Genomic DNA, 19,668 nt, shown 5'->3' on the forward strand with positions numbered 1-19,668 from the left:
TTTCATGCCTCCCAAGAAGAAGATCGCAGCGCTCGTCAAGGTGCAGCTGCACGCCGGGGCGGCAACTCCTGCTCCGCCGGTGGGTACCGCTCTCGGTCCCCACGGCGTGAACATCATGGAGTTCTGCAAGGCCTACAACGCCGCCACCGAGTCGATGCGCGGCAACGTCATCCCCGTCGAGATCACCATCTACGAGGACCGGACGTTCACCTTCATCACGAAGACGCCTCCGGCGGCTGAGCTGATCAAGAAGGCGGCCGGCCTGCAGAAGGGCTCCGGCGTCCCGCACAAGGACAAGGTCGGCAAGCTGACCAAGGACCAGGTCCGCGAGATCGCCACCACGAAGCTGCCCGACCTCAACGCCAACGACGTCGAGGCCGCGATGAAGATCGTCGAGGGCACCGCCCGCTCCATGGGTGTCACCACCGACTAGTCACCCGACCGGTGGTCGAGGAGGGCGAGGAACGCGCCCGTCTCGCAACCACCGTCCGAGAATCCAAGCAACTGTGGCAGGGCCGCTGACGCGCCCCAACGACCACACCTGGCCCAGGAAAGAGGGAACCAGACATGCAGCGCAGCAAGAACTACCGCTCCGCGGCGGAGATGTTCGACAAGGACGAGCTCTACAGCCCCCTGCAGGCGATCAAGATCGCCAAGGCGGGCAGCAAGAAGAAGTTCGACGAGACCGTCGACGTAGCGATGCGCCTCGGCGTTGACCCGCGCAAGGCCGACCAGATGGTCCGCGGCACGGTCAACCTCCCGCACGGCACCGGCAAGACCGCCCGGGTCCTGGTCTTCGCCAACGCCGAGAAGGCCGACGCCGCTCGCGAGGCGGGCGCCGACATCGTCGGTGGCGACGAGCTGATCGAGAAGGTCAACGGCGGCTGGCTGGACTTCGACGCCGTCGTCGCGACCCCGGACATGATGGGCAAGGTCGGTCGTCTCGGCCGCGTCCTCGGTCCCCGCGGCCTCATGCCGAACCCGAAGACCGGCACCGTGACGCCGGACGTGGCCAAGGCCGTGTCCGACATCAAGGGCGGCAAGATCGAGTTCCGCGTGGACCGTCACGCCAACCTGCACTTCATCATCGGCAAGGCCTCCTTCTCCGAGCAGCAGCTCGCCGAGAACTACGCCGCCGCTCTGGAGGAGGTGCTCCGGCTCAAGCCGTCGAGCTCCAAGGGCCGGTACCTGAAGAAGGTCACCGTCTCCACGACGATGGGCCCCGGCGTCCAGGTCGACCCCAACCGCACGCGCAACGTCGCGGCGGACGACGAGGCCTGAGCCTCCGAGCACCAGCAGCACCCGCGAGCGCCGTCGAGGTGCCGTGCCGCTCCGGCGGCCGGCCTCGGCGGCGTTCGTGCTGCCGGCGGGCGGTGGCCTCGAGACGCTCGCTCCGCCCCGCTCCTCGACCACCGGCTCGGTCGTCGACCGCCGGGTGGCATCGGATTTGGAGCGGGGTCGGTGACTGCCGTACAGTTCTGTCCCGAAACCAGAGACCGCCGGTTGTCGGCGTGCCCACACCCCGCCAGGGGCGAAGCGCCCGGCTGAAGGTCCCGCACTGCGGGCGGCCTGCGCAGGTGACACGAAGTGATCTTCTGACGTGTGCGTCAGATGTCCGCCCCGTGCCTCCTGCGCCGGGGCGTTTTTCGTTGCCGGGCACCGACGATTCGGTCTCTCGGCCGGCACCTCCGGGTGGTGGCCACCACGCAAGTTCATGATCCGTGGAAGGAGACCCATGGCGCGGCCAGACAAGGCAGCAGCCGTTGCAGAGCTCGTGGAGGAGTTCCAGGAGTCTGCTGGTGCTGTGCTGACCGAGTACCGCGGTCTCACCGTCAAGCAGCTGCAGGACCTGCGGCGCGCTCTCGGCGAGAACGCCAACTACGCCGTGGTCAAGAACACGCTCACCCAGATCGCTGCGCGCGAGGCCGGCATCGATGGATTCGATGACCTGCTGACCGGGCCGACCGCTGTCGCCTTCATCAAGGGCGACGTGGTCGAGGCGGCCAAGGGCCTGCGTGACTTTGCCAAGGCAAACCCCTCCCTCGTCATCAAGGGCGGCCTCTTCGAAGGCAAGGCTCTCGAGGCGGCGGAGATCGCCAAGCTTGCTGATCTGGAGTCTCGCGAGGTCCTCCTCGGGAAGCTCGCAGGCGCGATGCTCGCGTCGCTCAGCCAGGCTGTCTACCTGCTCAACGCGCCGATCGCCCAGGCCGCCCGTCTCGCGGGTGCGCTGCAGGCCAAGGCCGAGCAGGACCCGTCGATCCTCCAGGGCGGTGCCGGCGAGCCGGCCGCTGCTCCTGCCGAGGACGCCGCGGAGGCTCCCGTCGCCGACGAGGCCCCCGCGTCCGAAGATGCTTCCGAGGCGACGCCCGCGGACGCAGCTGCGGAGACCACCGAAGAGTCCTGACCCGGGGCCCTTCACGACCATCACCAGTGATGACCCACTGAGGGCACCGGCACGGGTCACCGTCCGGGGCCAGCAGTAACCCAGGGTCAGGAGTTAGAACAGAGAGGAACCGCCACCATGGCGAAGCTCAGCACCGACGAGCTGCTCGACGCTTTCAAGGAGATGACCCTCCTCGAGCTCAGCGAGTTCGTGAAGCAGTTCGAAGACACCTTCGGCGTCACCGCCGCCGCCCCCGTCGCCGTTGCCGCGGCCCCGGCCGCCGGCGGCGCCGGTGGCGAGGCCGCCGCTGCCGAGGAGAAGGACGAGTTCGACGTCGTCCTCGAGTCGGCCGGCGAGAAGAAGATCAACGTCATCAAGGAGGTGCGTGGTCTGACCTCCCTCGGCCTGAAGGAGGCCAAGGAGCTGGTCGAGGCCGCTCCCAAGGCCATCCTCGAGGGCGTCAACAAGGAGACCGCGGACAAGGCCAAGGAGGCCCTCGAGGGCGCCGGCGCCACCGTCACCCTCAAGTGAGGTCCTGCCTCACCTCCGGGTCCTGACCGACCCGACCGTCACCACGGCGGCCGTCTTCCTCGCGAGAGCGAGGGGCGGCCGCCGTGCTGCGTTCCGTGGCCCGGCGTGCCCGGGCGCGTCCCCTGGCGCCGGGCCCGCGCTGGCGCCAGACTGTGAGACCCCGGTCACGTGACATGTCCGACATGGGGGTGGTCCCCGGGCTGTGAGTCGCGTAACTTACCCCGGGTTTACTCGTTGGTAATGCCGGGGAGAAGGTGCTCAGGGGCCATCTGACCGCTGATGCACACCTGGCGACGGACCGTCGGATCGGACAAGGGAGGGCGCTCGTGGGCGTCGAGATCAAGGTGGATGGACTCACGAAGTCCTTCGGGCGAGACCTCATCTGGAAGGACGTCACCCTGACCATCCCTGCCGGGGAGATCTGCGTGATGCTCGGCCCGTCGGGCACCGGCAAGTCGGTGTTCCTCAAGACGATCATCGGCCTGCTCAAGCCCGACACCGGCTCGATCATGATCGAGGGCCTCGACGTCGCGAACTGCTCCGAGAAGGACCTCTACGAGATCCGCAAGCTCTTCGGCGTGCTGTTCCAGGACGGCGCGATGTTCGGGTCGATGAACCTCTACGACAACGTCGCCTTCCCGCTGCGCGAGCACACCCGGAAGTCGGAGTCGGAGATCCGCGAGATCGTCATGGAGAAGATGGAGCTCGTCGGTCTCCTCGGTGCCGAGGGCAAGCTCCCCGGCGAGATCTCCGGCGGCATGCGCAAGCGCGCCGGCCTGGCCCGCGCGCTCGTGCTCGACCCCGAGATCGTGCTCTTCGACGAGCCGGACTCCGGTCTGGACCCGGTCCGCACCGCCTTCCTCAACCAGCTGATCGTCGACCTCAACGCCCAGATCGACGCGACGTTCCTGATCGTCACCCACGACATCAACACCGCGCGCACGGTGCCCGACAACATCGGCCTGCTCTACCACAAGCACCTGGCGATGTTCGGCCCGCGCGAGATGCTGCTCTCCAGCGAGGAGCCGGTCGTGCGCCAGTTCCTCAACGCCCAGCGGGTCGGCCCGATCGGCATGTCGGAGGAGAAGGACGCCGACGAGCTCGCCGCCGAGCAGGGCCAGGAGCTGCCCCCGCTGCCGCCGATCCCGCTGCAGCTCGAACCCTCCAACGGGATGCCCCGCCGCAGCCAGCGCCCGCCGGGTGCCTGGTGCCGCGAGCACGGCGTGGTCCCCCCGCCGGGATCGTTCGACGCCAACATGTCGATGGCGACCGGAGCCTGACGCGCGATGTCCTCGATCACCTCAGCCAAGGTGCTCGCGCCGGTCGGCACCGCCGGCAAGCTGTTCGCCTTCGGCCTCGACGTCACGCGTGCGCTGTTCAAGCGCCCGTTCCAGCTGCGGGAGTTCCTGCAGCAGGCGTGGTTCATCGCCTCGGTCACCATCATCCCGACCGCGCTCGTCGCGATCCCGTTCGGTGCGGTGATCGCGCTGCAGGTCGGCAGCCTGATCAAGCAGTTCGGTGCCCAGTCGTTCACCGGCTCCGCGTCGGTCCTCGCCGTGGTCCGCGAGGCAGGCCCGATCGCGACCTCGCTGCTGATCGCCGGCGCGGGCGGTTCCGCGATCGCCGCCGACCTCGGCGCCCGCAAGATCCGCGAGGAGCTCGACGCGATGATGGTGCTCGGGATCGACCCGATCCAGCGCCTCGTCGTACCCCGCGTCCTGGCCACCATGCTGGTCGCGGTGTTCCTCAACGGCATGGTGAGCGTGGTCGGCGTCTCCGGCGGCTACGTCTTCAACGTGATCCTCCAGGACGGGACACCAGGGGCCTACCTGGCCAGCTTCACCGCGCTGGCACAGCTGCCCGACCTCTGGCAGGGGATGGCCAAGGCGCTGGTCTTCGGACTGATCGCCGCGATCGTCGCCTGCTACAAGGGCATGAACGCCGCCGGCGGCCCCAAGGGCGTGGGCGACGCGGTCAACGAGGCCGTGGTGATCACGTTCATGCTGCTGTTCGTCGTCAACTTCGTGATGAGCGCGATCTACTTCCAGCTCGTCCCGCCGAAGACAGGGTGAGCCCGTGGCAGACATCGGTACGACGCTGAGGTCGGCCTACCAGCGGCCCCTGAGCTTCCTCGACACCCTCGGCGCCCAGCTCGCGTTCTACGTCAAGGCGGTCGCCTGGACGCCCCGCACGCTGCACCGCTACCGCAAGGAGATCCTGCGGCTCCTCGCCGAGGTCACCCTCGGATCCGGGGCGCTCGCGGTCATCGGCGGCACGGTCGGTGTGATCACGGCGATGTCGTTCTTCACCGGCACCGAGGTCGGCCTGCAGGGCTATGCCGCGCTCAACCAGATCGGCACCGCGGCGTTCTCGGGCTTCGTCTCCGCCTACTTCAACACCCGCGAGATCGCACCCCTCGTGGCGGGCATCGCGCTGGCCGCGACCGTCGGCTGCGGCTTCACCGCGCAGCTGGGTGCGATGCGGATCTCCGAGGAGGTCGACGCCCTCGAGGTGATGGCCATCCCGTCGATGCCGTTCCTGGTCACCACCCGGATGATCGCCGGCCTGATCGCGATCGTGCCGCTCTACGTGGTCGGCCTGCTCTCGTCGTACTTCGCGACCCGGCTGACGGTGACCCAGTTCTTCGGGCAGAGCACCGGCACCTACGACTACTACTTCAACCAGTTCCTGCCACCGGGCGACGTGCTGTGGTCCTTCGGCAAGGTGCTGGTGTTCGCGGTCGTGGTGATCCTGATCCACACCTACCACGGCTACAACGCCTCGGGCGGCCCCGCCGGCGTCGGGATCGCCGTGGGCCACGCCGTGCGGACCTCCATCGTCGCGATCAACGTCATCGACCTGTTCCTCTCGATGGCGATCTGGGGCACCACCACCACCGTGAGGCTGGCGGGCTGACCCATGGTGAACCGTCAGTCGCGAGGCTTCAGAGCAGCCGTCACGATCGAGCACCGGGTGCTCGGCGTGGCGTTCCTGGTGCTGCTCCTGCTCGCGGTGTGGTTCACCTACGCGGTGTTCAACAAGGCGTTCACCGAGTACGACGAGGTGACCCTGCGCGCCTCGAAGATCGGCCTGCAGCTGCCCGACTACGCCGACGTCAAGCTGCGCGGTGTCGTGGTCGGGGAGGTGGTCGACGTGGCCTCGACCGCCGAGGGCGCCGAGCTCACCCTGGGCCTCTTCCCGGCGAAGCGTGAGACCGTGCCCGCGGACGTGACCGCCAAGATCATCCCGAAGACGCTGTTCGGCGAGAAGTACGTCGCGCTCGAGCCCGCCTCGGCTGCATCGATGGCCGGACCGGCGATCCAGCCCGGCGCGGAGATCGAGGAGGCCGAGCTCTCGATGGAGGTCGAGCGCGTCCTCGAGGACATCTACCCTCTCTTGCGCGCGGTCCAGCCGGCGGAGATCAACTACACCCTGACCGCGCTGGCCACGGCGCTCGAGGGCCGCGGTGAGGCGATCGGGGCGAACCTCACCACCCTCGACGGCTACCTGAAGAAGATGAACCCCAAGCTGCCCGCGCTCGTCGAGGACCTGCAGATGCTCAGCGAGGTCTCCGACGTCTACCGGTCGGCCGTCCCTGAGGTGGCCCGGCTGCTGCGCAACAGCGTCACGACCGGCAACACCTTCATCGAGAAGGAGCAGAAGATCCAAGCCCTCTTCGCGGACGTCTCCGCGTTCTCCTCCACGTCGCGGGACTTCCTCGAGGCCAACGGCGACAACATCATCCGGCTGGGGCAGCTGGGTGCCGCACAGCTTCCGCTGTACGAGAAGTACGCCCCCGAGTACCCCTGCCTGCTTGACGGGATCGTGAAGATCGCGCCGCGGCAGGCCGAGGCATTCCGTGGCTACACCCTCCACATCAACCTCGAGACGCTGCCCAAGCAGCCGCGCGGGTTCGGGCCGCAGGACGACCCGGTCTACGCCGACAAGCGCGGCCCGCACGACCCGGAGCTCTGCCGCCGCGCGATCGCCGACGAGTGGGGCCAGGACAACCTGCCGCCGGACTTCCTCGTGCCCGACCTCGCCGACGGCGTCGAGCAGTCCACCGGCAAGCAGCGGCCCGTCCCCGGGATGGACCTCAGCTCGGGTTACGCCGGCACCTCCGCGGAGCGGACGGTCGTCAACAGCGTGGCCGCGCCCGCCCTCGGCGTGTCGCAGACCGCCGTACCCGACGTGGCGTCGCTGCTGTTCGGACCCCTCGCCCGGGGCATGGAGGTCGCACTCCGATGAGCAGAAGCTCCCTCGTCGCAGCAAGCGCCCACCGCGTGCTCGGCGTCGTGTTCCTCAGCCTGCTCCTGCTCGGGGTGTGGGGCACCTACGCCGTGTTCACGAAGCAGTTCGTCGACTACGTCCCGGTCACCCTGCACACGTCCAAGATCGGGCTCCAGCTGCCTGCCCTGGCGGATGTGAAGATCCGCGGCGTGATCGTCGGCGAGGTGCGCGAGATCGCCACCGACGGCGACGGCGCGCGTCTGGAGCTGGCGATCAAGCCCGAGAAGCTCGACGTGATCCCGGCCAACGCGACGGCCCGGATCCAGCCGAAGACCCTGTTCGGCGAGAAGTACGTCGCTCTCCAGATCCCCGACGCCCCGGACCCCGAACCGATCGCGGCCGGCGACGTGATCACCGAGTCCGAGGTGGCCACCGAGGTCGAACAGCTCCTCGAGGACATCTACCCCTTTCTCCGCACGGTCCAGCCCGCCGAGCTGAACTACACCCTGACCGCCCTCGCGACCGCCCTGGAGGGCCGTGGTGAGGCGATCGGGGAGAACCTCGTGACGCTCGACGGCTACCTGAAGCGGATGAACCCCAAGCTCCCCGCGCTCGTCGAGGACCTGCAGATGCTCAGCGAGGTCTCCGACGAGTACCGCGCGGTGATGCCCGAGCTGGCCCGGTTCCTGCGCAACAGCGTCACCACCGGCAACACCTTCCTGGAGAACGAGCAGAAGATCGAGGCGCTCTTCGACGACGTGTCCGGGTTCTCCAACACCTCGCGGGACTTCCTCGAGGCCAACGGCGACAACATCATCCGCCTCGGCGAGGTGAGCGTGCCCCAGCTCGACCTGCTGGCCAAGTACTCACCCGAGTACCCCTGCCTGGCCGAGGGGATGGCCAACTGGCTGCCGCAGATGAACAGCGGCTGGCGCGGCCAGGCCCTGCACATCAACCTCGAGCTGCTGCCCAAGCAGCCCACCGGCTACACCGTGGCCGACGACCCGGAGTACACCGCGAAGAACGGCCCGCACTGCGAGACGCTGCCGACTCCGCCGTACTCCCAGGCCAACCCCGCCCCCCAGCCGCCGATGTCCGAGGTCGGCGACGGTGTCGAGGACGGGCACGGCAAGTTCCGGCCGCGCGCGGCCACCGGTTTCGACCTGACCTCCGGATACGCCGGCACCGCCGCCGAGCGTTCGGTCGTCGACGCGATTGCTTCACCTGTGATGGGAGTCCCTGTGGATGGCGTTCCTGACGTGGCCACCTTGCTGTTCGGTCCGCTGGCACGCGGATCGGAGGTGAGTCTGCGATGAGCCTGCTCGACAAGCGCACCGCCGGCGACGCGGTCAAGCTGCTGATCTTCATCGTCGTCACGACGCTGGCCACCGGTCTGCTGGTGGTCACGATCGGCAACATCTCGTTCAACGAGAAGAACCAGTTCAAGGCCGTGTTCAGCGACGCGACCGGTGTCGTGAAGGGCGACGACGTGCGGATCGCCGGCGTGAAGGTCGGCTCGGTCGACGACGTCGAGATCCACGACAAGAACAAGGCGCTGGTCACCTTCACCGTGGACAGCGGGTCGAAGGTCACCGCCGGCACCAACGCGGCGATCCGCTACCGCAACCTGGTCGGCCAGCGCTACATCGCGCTGAGCCAGGGGGTCGGCAGCCCGTCGATCCTGCGCGAGGGGGCCACGATCCCGCTGTCGCGGACCCAGCCGGCGCTCGACCTGACCGTGCTCTTCAACGGCTTCAAGCCGCTGTTCGAGGCACTCTCGCCCGAGGACATCAACAAGCTGTCCTACGAGATCGTCACCGTCTTCCAGGGGGAGGGCGGCACCCTCGAGAGCCTGCTGGCGCACACCGCGTCGGTGACCAGCACCCTCGCGCAGCGTGACCAGGTCATCGGCGAGCTGATCGACAACCTCAACGAGGTGCTGGTGACCTTCGGCGAACGCGACGCCGAGCTCTCCGACCTGGTCATCAAGCTGCGCCAGTTCCTCTCGGGGCTCGCCGCGGACCGTGACGCGATCCTGGGCTCGCTGGACTCGGTGTCCGACCTGGCCGTCGAGACGTCGGGGCTGGTGACCGGCATCCGCAAGCCCCTGGTCAAGGACGTCAAGGAGCTGCGCTCGCTGGCCGGCACCCTCGACCGCAACAAGGGCGAGCTGGACCGGGCGCTCCAGGTGCTGCCGATCAAGCTGGAGAAGGTCGGCCGGACCGCGATCTACGGGTCGTGGTTCAACTTCTACCTCTGTGCCTTCAAGGGTCAGGTCACGCTCCCGGGCGGCACGGTCATCGACGACGTCAACTACGAGGTCGGGGCAGCGAGGTGTGATCTCGGATGAGCGTTCCCTTCCGTGAGCGGAACCCGGTGGTCGTCGGGGCGGTCAGCCTCGCCGTGATCGCCGCCCTCGTGCTCGCCGCCTTCCGCGCCGAGGACCTGCCGCTGATCGGCGGCGGCGACACCTACTACGCCTCCTTCAGCGAGGCGGGTGGGCTCAAGACCAACGACGAGGTCCGGGTCGCCGGCGTCCGCGTCGGCAAGGTCCAGTCGGTCGACCTGGACGGCGACAAGGTGCGGGTCGAGTTCAACGTCGAGAACGGCGTGGAGTTCGGGCCCTCGACGCGTGCGGCGATCAAGGTGAAGACCCTGCTCGGCGCGATGTACCTCGCGCTGGAGCCGGCCGGGTCCGGCCAGATGGACGAGGAGGCGACCATCCCGGTCGAGCGGACCAGCTCGCCGTACGACGTGGTCGACGCCTTCGAAGGCCTGGCCGACACCTCCGAACGGATCGACACCGACCGGCTCGCCGAGAGTCTCGACACCCTCGCCGCGCTGATGGAGAACACCCCCGAGGAGTTCCAGGGCGCACTGCGCGGCATGTCGGCGCTGTCGACCAACATCGCCGCACGCGACGAGCAGCTCAACGAGCTGCTCGGCAACATGCAGAAGGTCTCGCGGGTGCTGGCCGACCGCAACGGCGACCTGGTCACGCTGATGAAGGACGGCGACCTGCTCTTCCGGGCGCTCGTCGCGCGGCGGGAGTCGGTGCACGACCTGCTGGTCGCGACCAGCCAGCTCTCCCGTGAGCTGACCCTCCTGGTCCGCCAGAGCCGGGCCGACCTCAAGCCGGCGCTCGACCACCTCGACAGCGTCGTGGACATGCTCAACAAGAACCAGGAGAACCTCGACAACAGCCTGCGGCTGATGGCGCCGTTCTACCGGGTCTTCGCCAACACGCTCGGCACCGGCCCGTGGTTCGACACCTACATCCAGAACCTCCCGCCCACCGCGATCGGAGGCAACTGATGAGCCAGCACGCTTCCCGGAGCAGACTGATGGACAGGTTCGCCCGGACCCTCGCTCTCGTCGCCGTCGCCGCAGTCGTCGTCGCGGGAGTCCTGCTGGCCCTGCCCGGCCAGGAGAAGAAGTTCATCACCGCGAGCTTCCCGCGCACCGTGTCGCTCTACGAAGGCTCCGACGTCCGGATCCTCGGCGTCCCCGTCGGCGCGGTGGAGAGCGTGACGCCCTCGGGCACCGACGTGACCGTGAAGATGTGGTACGACGCCAAGTACAAGGTGCCTGCCGACGCCAGCGCGGTGATCGTCACCCCCGCGATCGTCGGTGACCGGTTCGTCCAGCTCACCCCGGTCTACACCGAGGGGCCGGTGCTGGCCGACGGCGCCACGCTCAGCACGGAGTCGACCTCGACGCCGCTGGAGCTCGACGAGATCTACCAGAGCATCGACGACCTCACCGTCGCTCTCGGCCCCGAGGGCGCCAACAAGGAGGGCGCGCTGACCCGGCTGCTCGACACCACGGCGCGCAACTTCGCCGGCCAGGGCGAGCAGTTCAACCAGACCATCGAGGACCTCGGCAAGCTGACCGGGACCCTCGACAACAACAAGGACGAGCTGTTCGGCACCGCCCGGCAGCTGGAGCGGTTCGTCGCGGCGCTGGCGGAGAACGACCAGACCGTCCGCGACTTCAACCAGTCGCTGGCCCAGGCGGCCGAGGTGCTCGAGGGCGAGCGTGACGACCTGTCGGCGTCGCTGCGCAACCTCGGCATCGCGATGGAGCAGGTCCACACCTTCGTCAGGGACAACCGCAAGAGCCTCGGCGAGAACATCGACGGGCTCAACCGGGTCAGCAAGGTCCTCGTCAAGCAGCGCGACGCGCTCGACGAGGTGCTCAAGGTCGCCCCGCTCGCCCTGAACAACCTGTTCCTGACCTACAACCCTGCGACCGGCACCCTCGACACCCGGTCGAACCAGGGCGAGCTGCCCGGCCAGATCGGCGCGAACCCGTCGGCCTTCCTGTGCTCGCTGGTCTCTCCGAACGACCCGAGCGGCCAGGCCTGCAAGCTGATCGAGGGCGCGCTGGGCGGTCTCGGCGGGCGAGGCCGCGCCGGCGCCCTCGCCGACGGCGAGACTCGCGCTCCCGAGCCCGTCGAACACATCGACCGGTCGCTCGCCGGCCTCGTGGAGGTGGACTGACCATGCGCACGCCCAAGATCGGCCGCGGTCGTGCGGCGAGGCTGTCCGCGCTGGCCGCGGTCGGAGCCCTGACGCTGAGCGCCTGCGACTTCGACGTCTACTCGCTGCCGCTGCCCGGCGGCGCCGACCTCGGCGACGAGTCCTACGCCGTCAAGGTGGAGTTCCGCGACGTGCTCGACCTGGTCCCGCAGTCGTCGGTCAAGGTCAACGACGTGACCGTCGGCAAGGTCACCGACATCGCCGTCGACGGCTACCACGCCGAGGTGACCCTGGCCCTGCGCGGCAACGTCGAGCTGCCCGACAACGCGACCGCGGAGATCCGCCAGACCAGCCTCCTCGGTGAGAAGTTCGTCTCCCTGGCCCCGCCGGAGACCGGCGCCAGCAGTGCGGACCTCTCCGACGGCGACGTGATCCCGCTCGAGCGCAGCGGCCGCAACCCCGAGGTCGAGGAGGTGCTCGGTGCGATGTCGCTGCTCCTCAACGGCGGTGGCGTGGCCCAGCTGAAGACGATCTCGGCCGAGCTCAACAAGGCGTTCGACGGCCGGGAGGGGGACGTGAAGTCGGTCCTCGACCAGCTCGACACGTTCATGAGCCAGCTCGACGAGAACAAGGCCGACATCGTCCAGGCGATCGAGAGCCTCAACCGCCTCGCGATCTCCGTCAACCGGCAGCGCGGCTCGATCGAGCTGGCCCTGGACGAGATGCCCGAGGCGCTGGCGTCGATCGACAAGCAGCGTGACGACCTGGTGAAGATGCTGCGCGCGCTCAACGAGCTGAGCTCGGTCGGCACCCGGGTGATCAAGCAGTCGAAGGCGGCGACCATCGACAGCCTGAAGGCGCTCGACCCGGTGCTCACCAAGCTGGCCGAGGCCGGCGACTCGCTGCCCGAGGCGTTCCAGGTGTTCTTGACCTACCCGTTCGTCGACGAGGTGGTCGGCCGCAACCCCGCGCAGGCGCGCAACCTGCACATGGGCGACTACACCAACCTGTCGATCCAGATGGACATCGACCTCAGCAAGGGCATCCCGCAGCTGCCCGGACTGCCGATCCCCGAGCTGCCGGTCGACCCGATCGAGGTGGTCAACGACATCACCAAGTGCGTCAACACCCTCGACCCGAACAGCGACGCGTGCCAGGACCTCGGCCCCAAGCAGGTGAACAAGCTGTGCAACCAGTTCCCGCAGAACCCGATCTGTGACGCGCTGGCGCCCGGCTCGGGCAACGACGGGGACGGCGCAGGTGAGGACGACGGCGGGCTGCTTCCGGGCCTGCCGCTGCCCGGCCTCGGCCGCGCCGCGCCGGCGAACGTGTTCTACGGCGCCCCGACGGTGACCGACGGCGGAGCCAGGTCCGCCGACGAGCTCGGCTACGACCCGACTCTCGGCGCCCTGCTGATCCAGGGGATGGTGCAGCGATGATCAGCCAGAAGACCAAGGTCCAGCTCATGGTGTTCGTGCTGATCACCATGGTCGGCGTCGCCTACGTCGGTGCGAAGTACGCCCGCCTCGACCGGCTGCTGTTCGACGACTCCTACCGCGTGGTCGCGCACTTCGCGGACTCCGGTGGCATCTTCGCCGGCGCCGGCGTGTCCTACCGCGGTGTCCCGGTCGGTCAGGTCGGTGAGCTGCGCGTGACCGACGAGGGCGTGGACGTCGTACTCGAGATCGACAACGACAACGCGGAGATCCCCGCGGACACCGACGCGCTGGTCGCGAACCGGTCGGCGGTGGGGGAGCAGTACGTCGACCTGCTGCCCAACGCCGAGGAGGGTCCCTACCTCCGGGACGGCTCGGAGATCGAGCAGTCGCGGACCAAGACGCCGATCCCGACCATGCAGCTGCTCGTCGACCTCGACAAGATGGTCAACTCGGTCGACAAGGACAGCCTGCGCACCGTGGTCTCGGAGATGGGCAAGGCGTTCAACGGCACCGGCGAGGCCCTCGGCCAGATCATCGACACCTCGAACTCCTTCATCGCGACCGCCAACGACAACTTCGACGTGACCACGGCCCTGATCGAGGACAGCAACACCGTGCTGCAGACCCAGCTCGACAGCGCCTCGAACATCCGCAGCTTCGCCCGTGACCTCGCGCTGCTCTCCGACACGCTCGTGGACTCCGACGCCGACCTGCGCCGGGTGATCAACAGCGGCAGCGCCACCGCGAACCAGCTGCGGCGCTTCCTGGAGGACAACGAGGTCAACCTCGGCCAGCTGATCAACAACCTGGTCACCACCGGCGAGGTGACCGTCAAGCACCTCGACGGCATCGAGCAGGTGCTGGTGGTCTACCCCTACGTCGTCGAGGGTGGTTACACGGTCGTCTCCAAGGACCCGGCCAGCGGGCTGTACGACGCTCACTTCGGCCTGATCCTCACCCAGGAGCCGCACGTCTGCACCGAGGGCTACGACCCGGGGCAGATCCGCGGCCCCCAGGACCGCGAGGACAAGCCGATGGACATGGACGCGCGGTGCACCGAGCCGCAGTCCCAGTCCAACGCGCGCGGCGCGCAGCACGCACCTCGCGCCGGTGCGGCGTACCGCGCGCCTGTGGTCGGCACGTACGATCGCCGCACGGGGACCGTCCAGTACACCGATGCGAGCCCGAGTGCAGCGATCAGCTACACCGGCGGCGCCGCGTCCGTCTTCGGAGAGGAGTCCTGGAAGTGGTTGCTGCTCCAGCCGCTCGCGACCGAGCAGAACTGACCGCAGACCACGACGAGGACAGCACGACCACCGAGCGGCCGGGAGGATCCGGCCGGTTGCGCACGGCCATGGCCGCCGTGCTCGTGCTGCTGCTCCTCGCCGCCGTCGCTGCCGGGGTGTGGGGGTACTCCCGGTGGCAGTCGGCCGAGGCGGACCTCGAGGCGCGCGCCGACGTCGCCCGTGCTGCGGAGACCTTCGTGGTGCAGTTCAACACCTACGACACCGAGTCCATCGACGACTATGCCGAGTCCATGAACGAGCTGCTGAGCACCTCGGCACGCACCGCGTTCGAGTCACAGATCGAGGACATCACCACGCTGATCAACGAGACCGGCCTGGAGTCCGAGGGCGAGGTGCTGGCCTCCGCGGTCGCCGCCCTCGACGACGACTCCGCCCGGGTGCTGGTCGTCGCCGACGCCGAGGCCACCAGCCAGGCGGGCCCCGTGCAGCGGCACTTCCGCTGGGAGGTCTCGATGGTGAAGGTCGACGGCGAGTGGCTGGTCGACGACTTCTCGGCCGTGGCCTGAGGCGGGAGGAACTGCCATGAACCCCACGCTCTACGACATCCTGGGCGTCTCCCAGGACGCCACCCGCGACGAGATCCGAAAGGCCTGGCGAGACGCCGCCGACCGCTTCGAGCCGGGCGAGGGCGGCTCCACCAAGCAGTTCCGGCTCTTCAACGAGGCCGCCGAGGTCCTGCTCGACCCCGAGCGGCGCAAGGAGTACGACGCCCGGCTCGCTGCCGAGGGCCGGGCCGAGTCCACCGAGGACACGCCGGCCGCGGAGCAGGCGCCGGCCGACGAGCCCGCCGCTCCGCGGACGGAGACGAAGCCGGAGCCCGAGGAGCCTGCGGGCGTGGTCCCCGGGCCGCCGATGCCGGGTGCGACAGCGGCCGCGGCACCGTCCGTGCCCAGCAACGACACGGTCCGGACCGGCGCCGAGGCCGAGCCCTCCGTCGTCGAGACCGAGCCCTCCCTCGCCGAGACCGCCGCGACCGGTGGCGCACGCAGGCGCGGCATCCCGTGGTGGGCGGTCGGCGTGCTCGGCGTGGTCACCGCGGTCGCGGTCGGCGTCGCGGCGTACCTGGTGGCCGAGGCGCGTCAGGCCGAGCAGTACCAGGAGGCGCTGGACCGGGCGCCGGCCGCCGCCGAGGCCGCAGCCGCGGCGGTGCTGTCGTACTCCCACGAGTCTCTCGACGCCGACCGGGACGCCGCGGCGAAGTACCTCACCGACGACTACCGCAAGGAGTACGTCGACACCTTCGACAAGCTGGTCAAGGACAGCGCCACCCAGGTCAAGGCCACGGTGGAGGCCGACGTGCTCGCGTCGTCGGCGATGGTGCTCACCGACGACCGCGACCCCGACGAGGTGCCGGTGCTGCTGTTCGTCAACCAGTCCACCACGAGCACGGCGACCACCGGCGAGCCGTCGGTGGCGCTGAACCGGGTGCGGTTCGACATGGTGCGGGTGGACGGCTCCTGGCGGGTGGACGGCATCACGTCGTACTGACCGGCGGGCGGTGCGGCCGCCGTGGCTGCTTGACTCCGCCGGAGGATCGGTTCATGCTTCTTCGCAGTTCCGCCGAGAGGAGTCGAGACGCCGTCACGCCGGGTTGCCTGACGCTGCCGTCTTGACTAGTATTGGTCGTTGCGTCTGCCCTCATATGCGCTCCAGCCTGCCCGGTGGCTGGTTCGTGGTTGGCAGCCGACCCCACCAGAGCGATCCTCGGAAGGACCCCTCTTGGCCGCCTCGCGCAGCACCAGCACCGCACGCAGCAACCCGCGCCGTATCTCCTTCGCCAAGATCAAGGAACCCCTCGAGGTTCCACAGCTCCTCGCCCTCCAGACCGACAGCTTCGACTGGCTGATCGGCAACGAGCGCTGGCAGGAGGACGTCGCGCGGCGTCTCGAGAACGGCGAGGACGTCTCGCAGAAGTCCGGTCTCCAGGAGATCTTCGAGGAGATCTCCCCGATCTCGGACTTCTCCGACACGATGTCCCTCTCGTTCGAGAACCCGGTCTTCTACGACCCGAAGTACTCCGTCGAGGAGTGCAAGGAGAAGGACTTCACCTACTCCGCCCCGCTCTACGTCTCCGCCGAGTTCATGAACAACGAGACCGGTGAGATCAAGGGCCAGACGGTCTTCATGGGCGACTTCCCCCTGATGACGCCCAAGGGCACCTTCGTCATCAACGGCACCGAGCGTGTCGTGGTCTCCCAGCTCGTCCGCTCGCCGGGCGTCTACTTCGAGCGCACCGCCGACAAGACCTCCGACAAGGACATCTTCACCGCCAAGGTGATCCCGTCGCGGGGCGCCTGGCTGGAGTTCGAGATCGACAAGCGCGACATGGTCGGCGTCCGCCTCGACCGCAAGCGCAAGCAGAACGTCACGGTGCTGCTCAAGGCCCTCGGCTGGACCAACGAGCAGATCCGCGAGGAGTTCGGCGAGTACGAGTCGATGATGCTCACGCTCGAGAAGGACCACACCGCGGGCCAGGACGACGCGCTGCTCGACATCTACCGCAAGCTGCGCCCGGGCGAGCCGCCGACGCGTGAGGCCGCGCAGACGCTGCTGGAGAACTACTACTTCAACCCCAAGCGCTACGACCTGGCCAAGGTCGGTCGCTACAAGATCAACAAGAAGCTCGGCACGCACGAGGCGTTCGACCAGCAGACGCTGACCATCGACGACATCGTCTCGACGATCCGCTTCATCGTGCAGCTGCACGCCGGCAACGACACCCTCAAGGACGCGCAGGGCAACGACCTGCTCGACCGCGACGGTGCGCCGATCGACGTACGCGCCGACGACATCGACCACTTCGGCAACCGGCGCATGCGCACCGTGGGCGAGCTGATCCAGAACCAGCTCCGCACGGGTCTGGCCCGCATGGAGCGGGTGGTCCGCGAGCGGATGACGACCCAGGACGTCGAGGCGATCACGCCGCAGAGCCTGATCAACATCCGTCCCGTGGTGGCGGCGCTGAAGGAGTTCTTCGGCACCTCGCAGCTGTCGCAGTTCATGGACCAGACCAACCCGATCGCCGGGCTGACGCACAAGCGTCGTCTGTCCGCGCTCGGCCCCGGTGGTCTCTCGCGTGACCGCGCGGGCTTCGAGGTCCGTGACGTCCACCCGTCGCACTACGGCCGGATGTGCCCGATCGAGACCCCTGAGGGTCCCAACATCGGTCTGATCGGCTCGCTGTCGACGTTCGGGCGGATCAACCCGTTCGGGTTCGTCGAGACGCCCTACCGCAAGGTCGAGAACGGTCGGGTCACCGACAAGGTGGAGTTCCTCACCGCCGACGAGGAGGACCGCTTCGTCATCGCGCAGGCCAACGCGGCGCTGACCGAGGACGGCCGCTTCGCCGAGGAGCGGGTGCTCGTGCGCCAGCGCCACGGCGAGGTCGACGTGATCCCGGCCGAAGAGGTCGACTACATGGACGTCTCGCCACGCCAGATGGTGTCGGTGGCGACCGCGCTGATCCCGTTCCTCGAGCACGACGACGCCAACCGCGCGCTGATGGGCGCCAACATGCAGCGTCAGGCGGTGCCGCTCATCAAGAGCGACGCGCCGCTCGTCGGCACCGGCATGGAGTACCGCGCCGCCGTCGACGCCGGTGACGTGGTCGTCGCCGACAAGGCCGGTGTGGTCAAGGAGGTGTCGGCCGACTTCGTCGAGGTGATGAACGACGACGGCACCTACAAGACCTACAAGATGCAGAAGTTCACCCGGTCCAACCAGGGCACCTGCATCAACCAGCGGCCGCTGGTCAGCGAGGGCGACCGGCTCGAGGTCGGCACGCCGATCGCCGACGGCCCCTGCACCGACGACGCCGAGATGGCGCTCGGCACGAACCTGCTGGTCGCGTTCATGTCGTGGCAGGGCCACAACTACGAGGACGCGATCATCCTGTCGCAGCGCCTGGTGCAGGAGGACGTCCTCACCTCGATCCACATCGAGGAGCACGAGGTCGACGCCCGCGACACCAAGCTGGGTCCGGAGGAGATCACCCGCGACATCCCGAACGTCAGCGAGGAGATGCTCGCCGACCTCGACGAGCGCGGCATCATCCGGATCGGTGCGGAGGTCACCACCGGTGACATCCTCGTCGGCAAGGTGACCCCGAAGGGCGAGACCGAGCTGACCCCCGAGGAGCGCCTGCTCCGCGCGATCTTCGGTGAGAAGGCGCGCGAGGTCCGCGACACCTCGATGAAGGTGCCGCACGGTGAGTCCGGCACGGTCATCGGCGTCCGAGTCTTCGACCGCGAGGACGGCGACGAGCTGCCCCCGGGCGTCAACCAGCTGGTCCGTGTGTACGTCGCTCAGAAGCGCAAGATCTCCGTGGGTGACAAGCTCGCCGGCCGTCACGGCAACAAGGGCGTCATCTCCAAGATCCTGCCGGTGGAGGACATGCCGTTCCTCGAGGACGGCACGCCGGTCGACATCATCCTCAACCCGCTCGGTGTGCCGGGCCGGATGAACATCGGTCAGATCCTCGAGATCCACCTCGGCTGGCTGGCCAAGACCGGCTGGCAGGTCGAGGGCGACGACGAGGACTGGAAGCAGCGGCTGATCAAGATCCACGCCGAGTCCGCGGAGAAGGACACCAAGGTCGCCACCCCGGTGTTCGACGGTGCGCGCGAGGACGAGATCACCGGTCTGCTGGCCTCGACCCTGCCCAACCGCGACGGCGTCCGCGTCGTCAAGGAGAACGGCAAGGCCCAGCTGTTCGACGGCCGCTCCGGCGAGCCGTTCCCGGACCCGGTCTCGGTCGGCTACATGTACATCCTGAAGCTGCACCACCTCGTCGACGACAAGATCCACGCTCGCTCGACGGGTCCGTACTCCATGATCACCCAGCAGCCGCTCGGTGGTAAGGCGCAGTTCGGTGGTCAGCGCTTCGGTGAGATGGAGGTCTGGGCGATGGAGGCCTACGGCGCCGCCTACGCCCTCCAGGAGCTCCTCACCATCAAGTCCGACGACGTGCCTGGTCGCGTCAAGGTCTACGAGGCGATCGTGAAGGGCGAGAACATCCCCGACTCCGGTATCCCCGAGTCGTTCAAGGTTCTCGTCAAGGAGATGCAGTCGCTCTGCTTGAACGTCGAGGTCCTCTCCCAGGACGGCACGGCGATCGAGATGCGCGACGCGGAGGAGGACGTCTTCCGCGCCGCCGAGGAGCTCGGCATCGACCTGTCCCGCCGCGAGCCCAGCAGCGTCGAGGAAGTGTGAGCCACGGGGGCGCCGGCAGGCCGTCGAGTCGTCCGGAACGGCGCCCCCGCAGTCTCACTCTCTGACCAGCGAAACAGACCTACATA

At 68.4% G+C, this 19,668-nt stretch carries 17 protein-coding genes; all 17 read left to right on the forward strand.

All coding sequences use genetic code 11. The annotated features are described in order from the left end of the window. Positions 1–4: 4 nt before the first annotated feature. The 17 genes from rplK to rpoB all read left to right on the forward strand — a co-directional run bounded on the left by rplK (position 5) and on the right by rpoB (position 19,582). Entirely contained in the window at positions 5–433 is a 429-nt protein-coding gene (gene rplK / locus ACYVIH_RS21785; RefSeq protein WP_460871648.1) for a 50S ribosomal protein L11, read from the forward strand. Between the two features lie 134 nt (positions 434–567). Next, positions 568–1,281: a 50S ribosomal protein L1 gene (gene rplA, locus ACYVIH_RS21790; RefSeq protein WP_460871649.1), complete on the forward strand. Its 714-nt coding sequence runs from the start codon at positions 568–570 to the stop codon at positions 1,279–1,281. Positions 1,282–1,735: 454 nt separating this feature from the next. Next, positions 1,736–2,404, forward strand: coding sequence for a 50S ribosomal protein L10 (gene rplJ, locus ACYVIH_RS21795; RefSeq protein WP_460871650.1), 669 nt, complete (start codon positions 1,736–1,738; stop codon positions 2,402–2,404). Between the two features lie 117 nt (positions 2,405–2,521). Beyond that, the gene (gene rplL, locus ACYVIH_RS21800; RefSeq protein WP_460871651.1) at positions 2,522–2,914 is read left to right on the forward strand and encodes a 50S ribosomal protein L7/L12; all 393 of its coding nucleotides are present in this window, start codon (positions 2,522–2,524) and stop codon (positions 2,912–2,914) included. A gap of 326 nt (positions 2,915–3,240) precedes the next feature. Continuing rightward, on the forward strand, positions 3,241–4,194 hold the full coding sequence (locus ACYVIH_RS21805; protein ID WP_460871652.1) for an ABC transporter ATP-binding protein: 954 nt from the start codon (positions 3,241–3,243) through the stop codon (positions 4,192–4,194). 6 nt (positions 4,195–4,200) lie between these two features. After that, complete coding sequence (locus tag ACYVIH_RS21810; RefSeq protein ID WP_460871653.1) at positions 4,201–4,986, forward strand: MlaE family ABC transporter permease; 786 nt, start codon at positions 4,201–4,203, stop codon at positions 4,984–4,986. A 4-nt stretch (positions 4,987–4,990) separates the two neighbouring features. After that, a complete protein-coding gene (locus ACYVIH_RS21815; protein ID WP_460871654.1) occupies positions 4,991–5,830 on the forward strand; it encodes an MlaE family ABC transporter permease in 840 nt (279 codons plus the stop codon). 3 nt (positions 5,831–5,833) lie between these two features. Beyond that, complete coding sequence (locus ACYVIH_RS21820; protein WP_460871655.1) at positions 5,834–7,162, forward strand: MCE family protein; 1,329 nt, start codon at positions 5,834–5,836, stop codon at positions 7,160–7,162. After that, a complete protein-coding gene (locus tag ACYVIH_RS21825) occupies positions 7,159–8,460 on the forward strand; it encodes an MCE family protein (protein ID WP_460871657.1) in 1,302 nt (433 codons plus the stop codon). Before ACYVIH_RS21820 ends, ACYVIH_RS21825 begins: the two co-directional genes overlap by 4 nt. Next, the gene (locus tag ACYVIH_RS21830; RefSeq protein ID WP_460871658.1) at positions 8,457–9,494 is read left to right on the forward strand and encodes an MCE family protein; all 1,038 of its coding nucleotides are present in this window, start codon (positions 8,457–8,459) and stop codon (positions 9,492–9,494) included. The genes ACYVIH_RS21825 and ACYVIH_RS21830 overlap by 4 nt, the downstream gene beginning before the upstream one ends. Continuing rightward, positions 9,491–10,459, forward strand: a complete 969-nt coding sequence (locus ACYVIH_RS21835) for an MCE family protein (RefSeq protein WP_460871659.1) — start codon at positions 9,491–9,493, stop codon at positions 10,457–10,459. Before ACYVIH_RS21830 ends, ACYVIH_RS21835 begins: the two co-directional genes overlap by 4 nt. Then, positions 10,459–11,646: an MCE family protein gene (locus tag ACYVIH_RS21840; protein ID WP_460871660.1), complete on the forward strand. Its 1,188-nt coding sequence runs from the start codon at positions 10,459–10,461 to the stop codon at positions 11,644–11,646. The genes ACYVIH_RS21835 and ACYVIH_RS21840 overlap by 1 nt, the downstream gene beginning before the upstream one ends. 2 nt (positions 11,647–11,648) lie before the next feature. Then, the gene (locus ACYVIH_RS21845) at positions 11,649–13,064 is read left to right on the forward strand and encodes an MCE family protein (protein WP_460871661.1); all 1,416 of its coding nucleotides are present in this window, start codon (positions 11,649–11,651) and stop codon (positions 13,062–13,064) included. Beyond that, the gene (locus ACYVIH_RS21850) at positions 13,061–14,350 is read left to right on the forward strand and encodes an MCE family protein (protein WP_460871662.1); all 1,290 of its coding nucleotides are present in this window, start codon (positions 13,061–13,063) and stop codon (positions 14,348–14,350) included. Before ACYVIH_RS21845 ends, ACYVIH_RS21850 begins: the two co-directional genes overlap by 4 nt. Positions 14,351–14,406: 56 nt before the next feature. Then, positions 14,407–14,877, forward strand: coding sequence for a hypothetical protein (locus ACYVIH_RS21855; protein ID WP_460871663.1), 471 nt, complete (start codon positions 14,407–14,409; stop codon positions 14,875–14,877). Between the two features lie 16 nt (positions 14,878–14,893). After that, on the forward strand, positions 14,894–15,859 hold the full coding sequence (locus tag ACYVIH_RS21860) for a J domain-containing protein (protein WP_460871664.1): 966 nt from the start codon (positions 14,894–14,896) through the stop codon (positions 15,857–15,859). A gap of 231 nt (positions 15,860–16,090) precedes the next feature. Further along, positions 16,091–19,582 (forward strand): DNA-directed RNA polymerase subunit beta, encoded by a 3,492-nt coding sequence (rpoB, locus tag ACYVIH_RS21865; RefSeq protein ID WP_460871665.1) that lies wholly within the window; start codon positions 16,091–16,093, stop codon positions 19,580–19,582. Positions 19,583–19,668 lie beyond the last annotated feature (86 nt).

It is taken from the genome of Nocardioides pakistanensis (assembly GCF_054781215.1).

Excerpts from the sequence above, each read along its gene's own strand:
- ACYVIH_RS21845 (WP_460871661.1), top strand. The coding sequence starts at position 11,649 with ATGCGCACGCCCAAGATCGGCCGCGGTCGTGCGGCGAGGCTGTCCGCG.
- ACYVIH_RS21850 (WP_460871662.1), top strand. The coding sequence starts at position 13,061 with ATGATCAGCCAGAAGACCAAGGTCCAGCTCATGGTGTTCGTGCTGATC.
- ACYVIH_RS21825 (WP_460871657.1), top strand. The coding sequence starts at position 7,159 with ATGAGCAGAAGCTCCCTCGTCGCAGCAAGCGCCCACCGCGTGCTCGGC.
- ACYVIH_RS21820 (WP_460871655.1), top strand. The coding sequence starts at position 5,834 with ATGGTGAACCGTCAGTCGCGAGGCTTCAGAGCAGCCGTCACGATCGAG.
- ACYVIH_RS21830 (WP_460871658.1), top strand. The coding sequence starts at position 8,457 with ATGAGCCTGCTCGACAAGCGCACCGCCGGCGACGCGGTCAAGCTGCTG.
- rplL (WP_460871651.1), top strand. The coding sequence starts at position 2,522 with ATGGCGAAGCTCAGCACCGACGAGCTGCTCGACGCTTTCAAGGAGATG.
- rplK (WP_460871648.1), top strand. The coding sequence starts at position 5 with ATGCCTCCCAAGAAGAAGATCGCAGCGCTCGTCAAGGTGCAGCTGCAC.
- ACYVIH_RS21860 (WP_460871664.1), top strand. The coding sequence starts at position 14,894 with ATGAACCCCACGCTCTACGACATCCTGGGCGTCTCCCAGGACGCCACC.
- rplA (WP_460871649.1), top strand. The coding sequence starts at position 568 with ATGCAGCGCAGCAAGAACTACCGCTCCGCGGCGGAGATGTTCGACAAG.
- ACYVIH_RS21810 (WP_460871653.1), top strand. The coding sequence starts at position 4,201 with ATGTCCTCGATCACCTCAGCCAAGGTGCTCGCGCCGGTCGGCACCGCC.
- rplJ (WP_460871650.1), top strand. The coding sequence starts at position 1,736 with ATGGCGCGGCCAGACAAGGCAGCAGCCGTTGCAGAGCTCGTGGAGGAG.
- ACYVIH_RS21835 (WP_460871659.1), top strand. The coding sequence starts at position 9,491 with ATGAGCGTTCCCTTCCGTGAGCGGAACCCGGTGGTCGTCGGGGCGGTC.
- ACYVIH_RS21840 (WP_460871660.1), top strand. The coding sequence starts at position 10,459 with ATGAGCCAGCACGCTTCCCGGAGCAGACTGATGGACAGGTTCGCCCGG.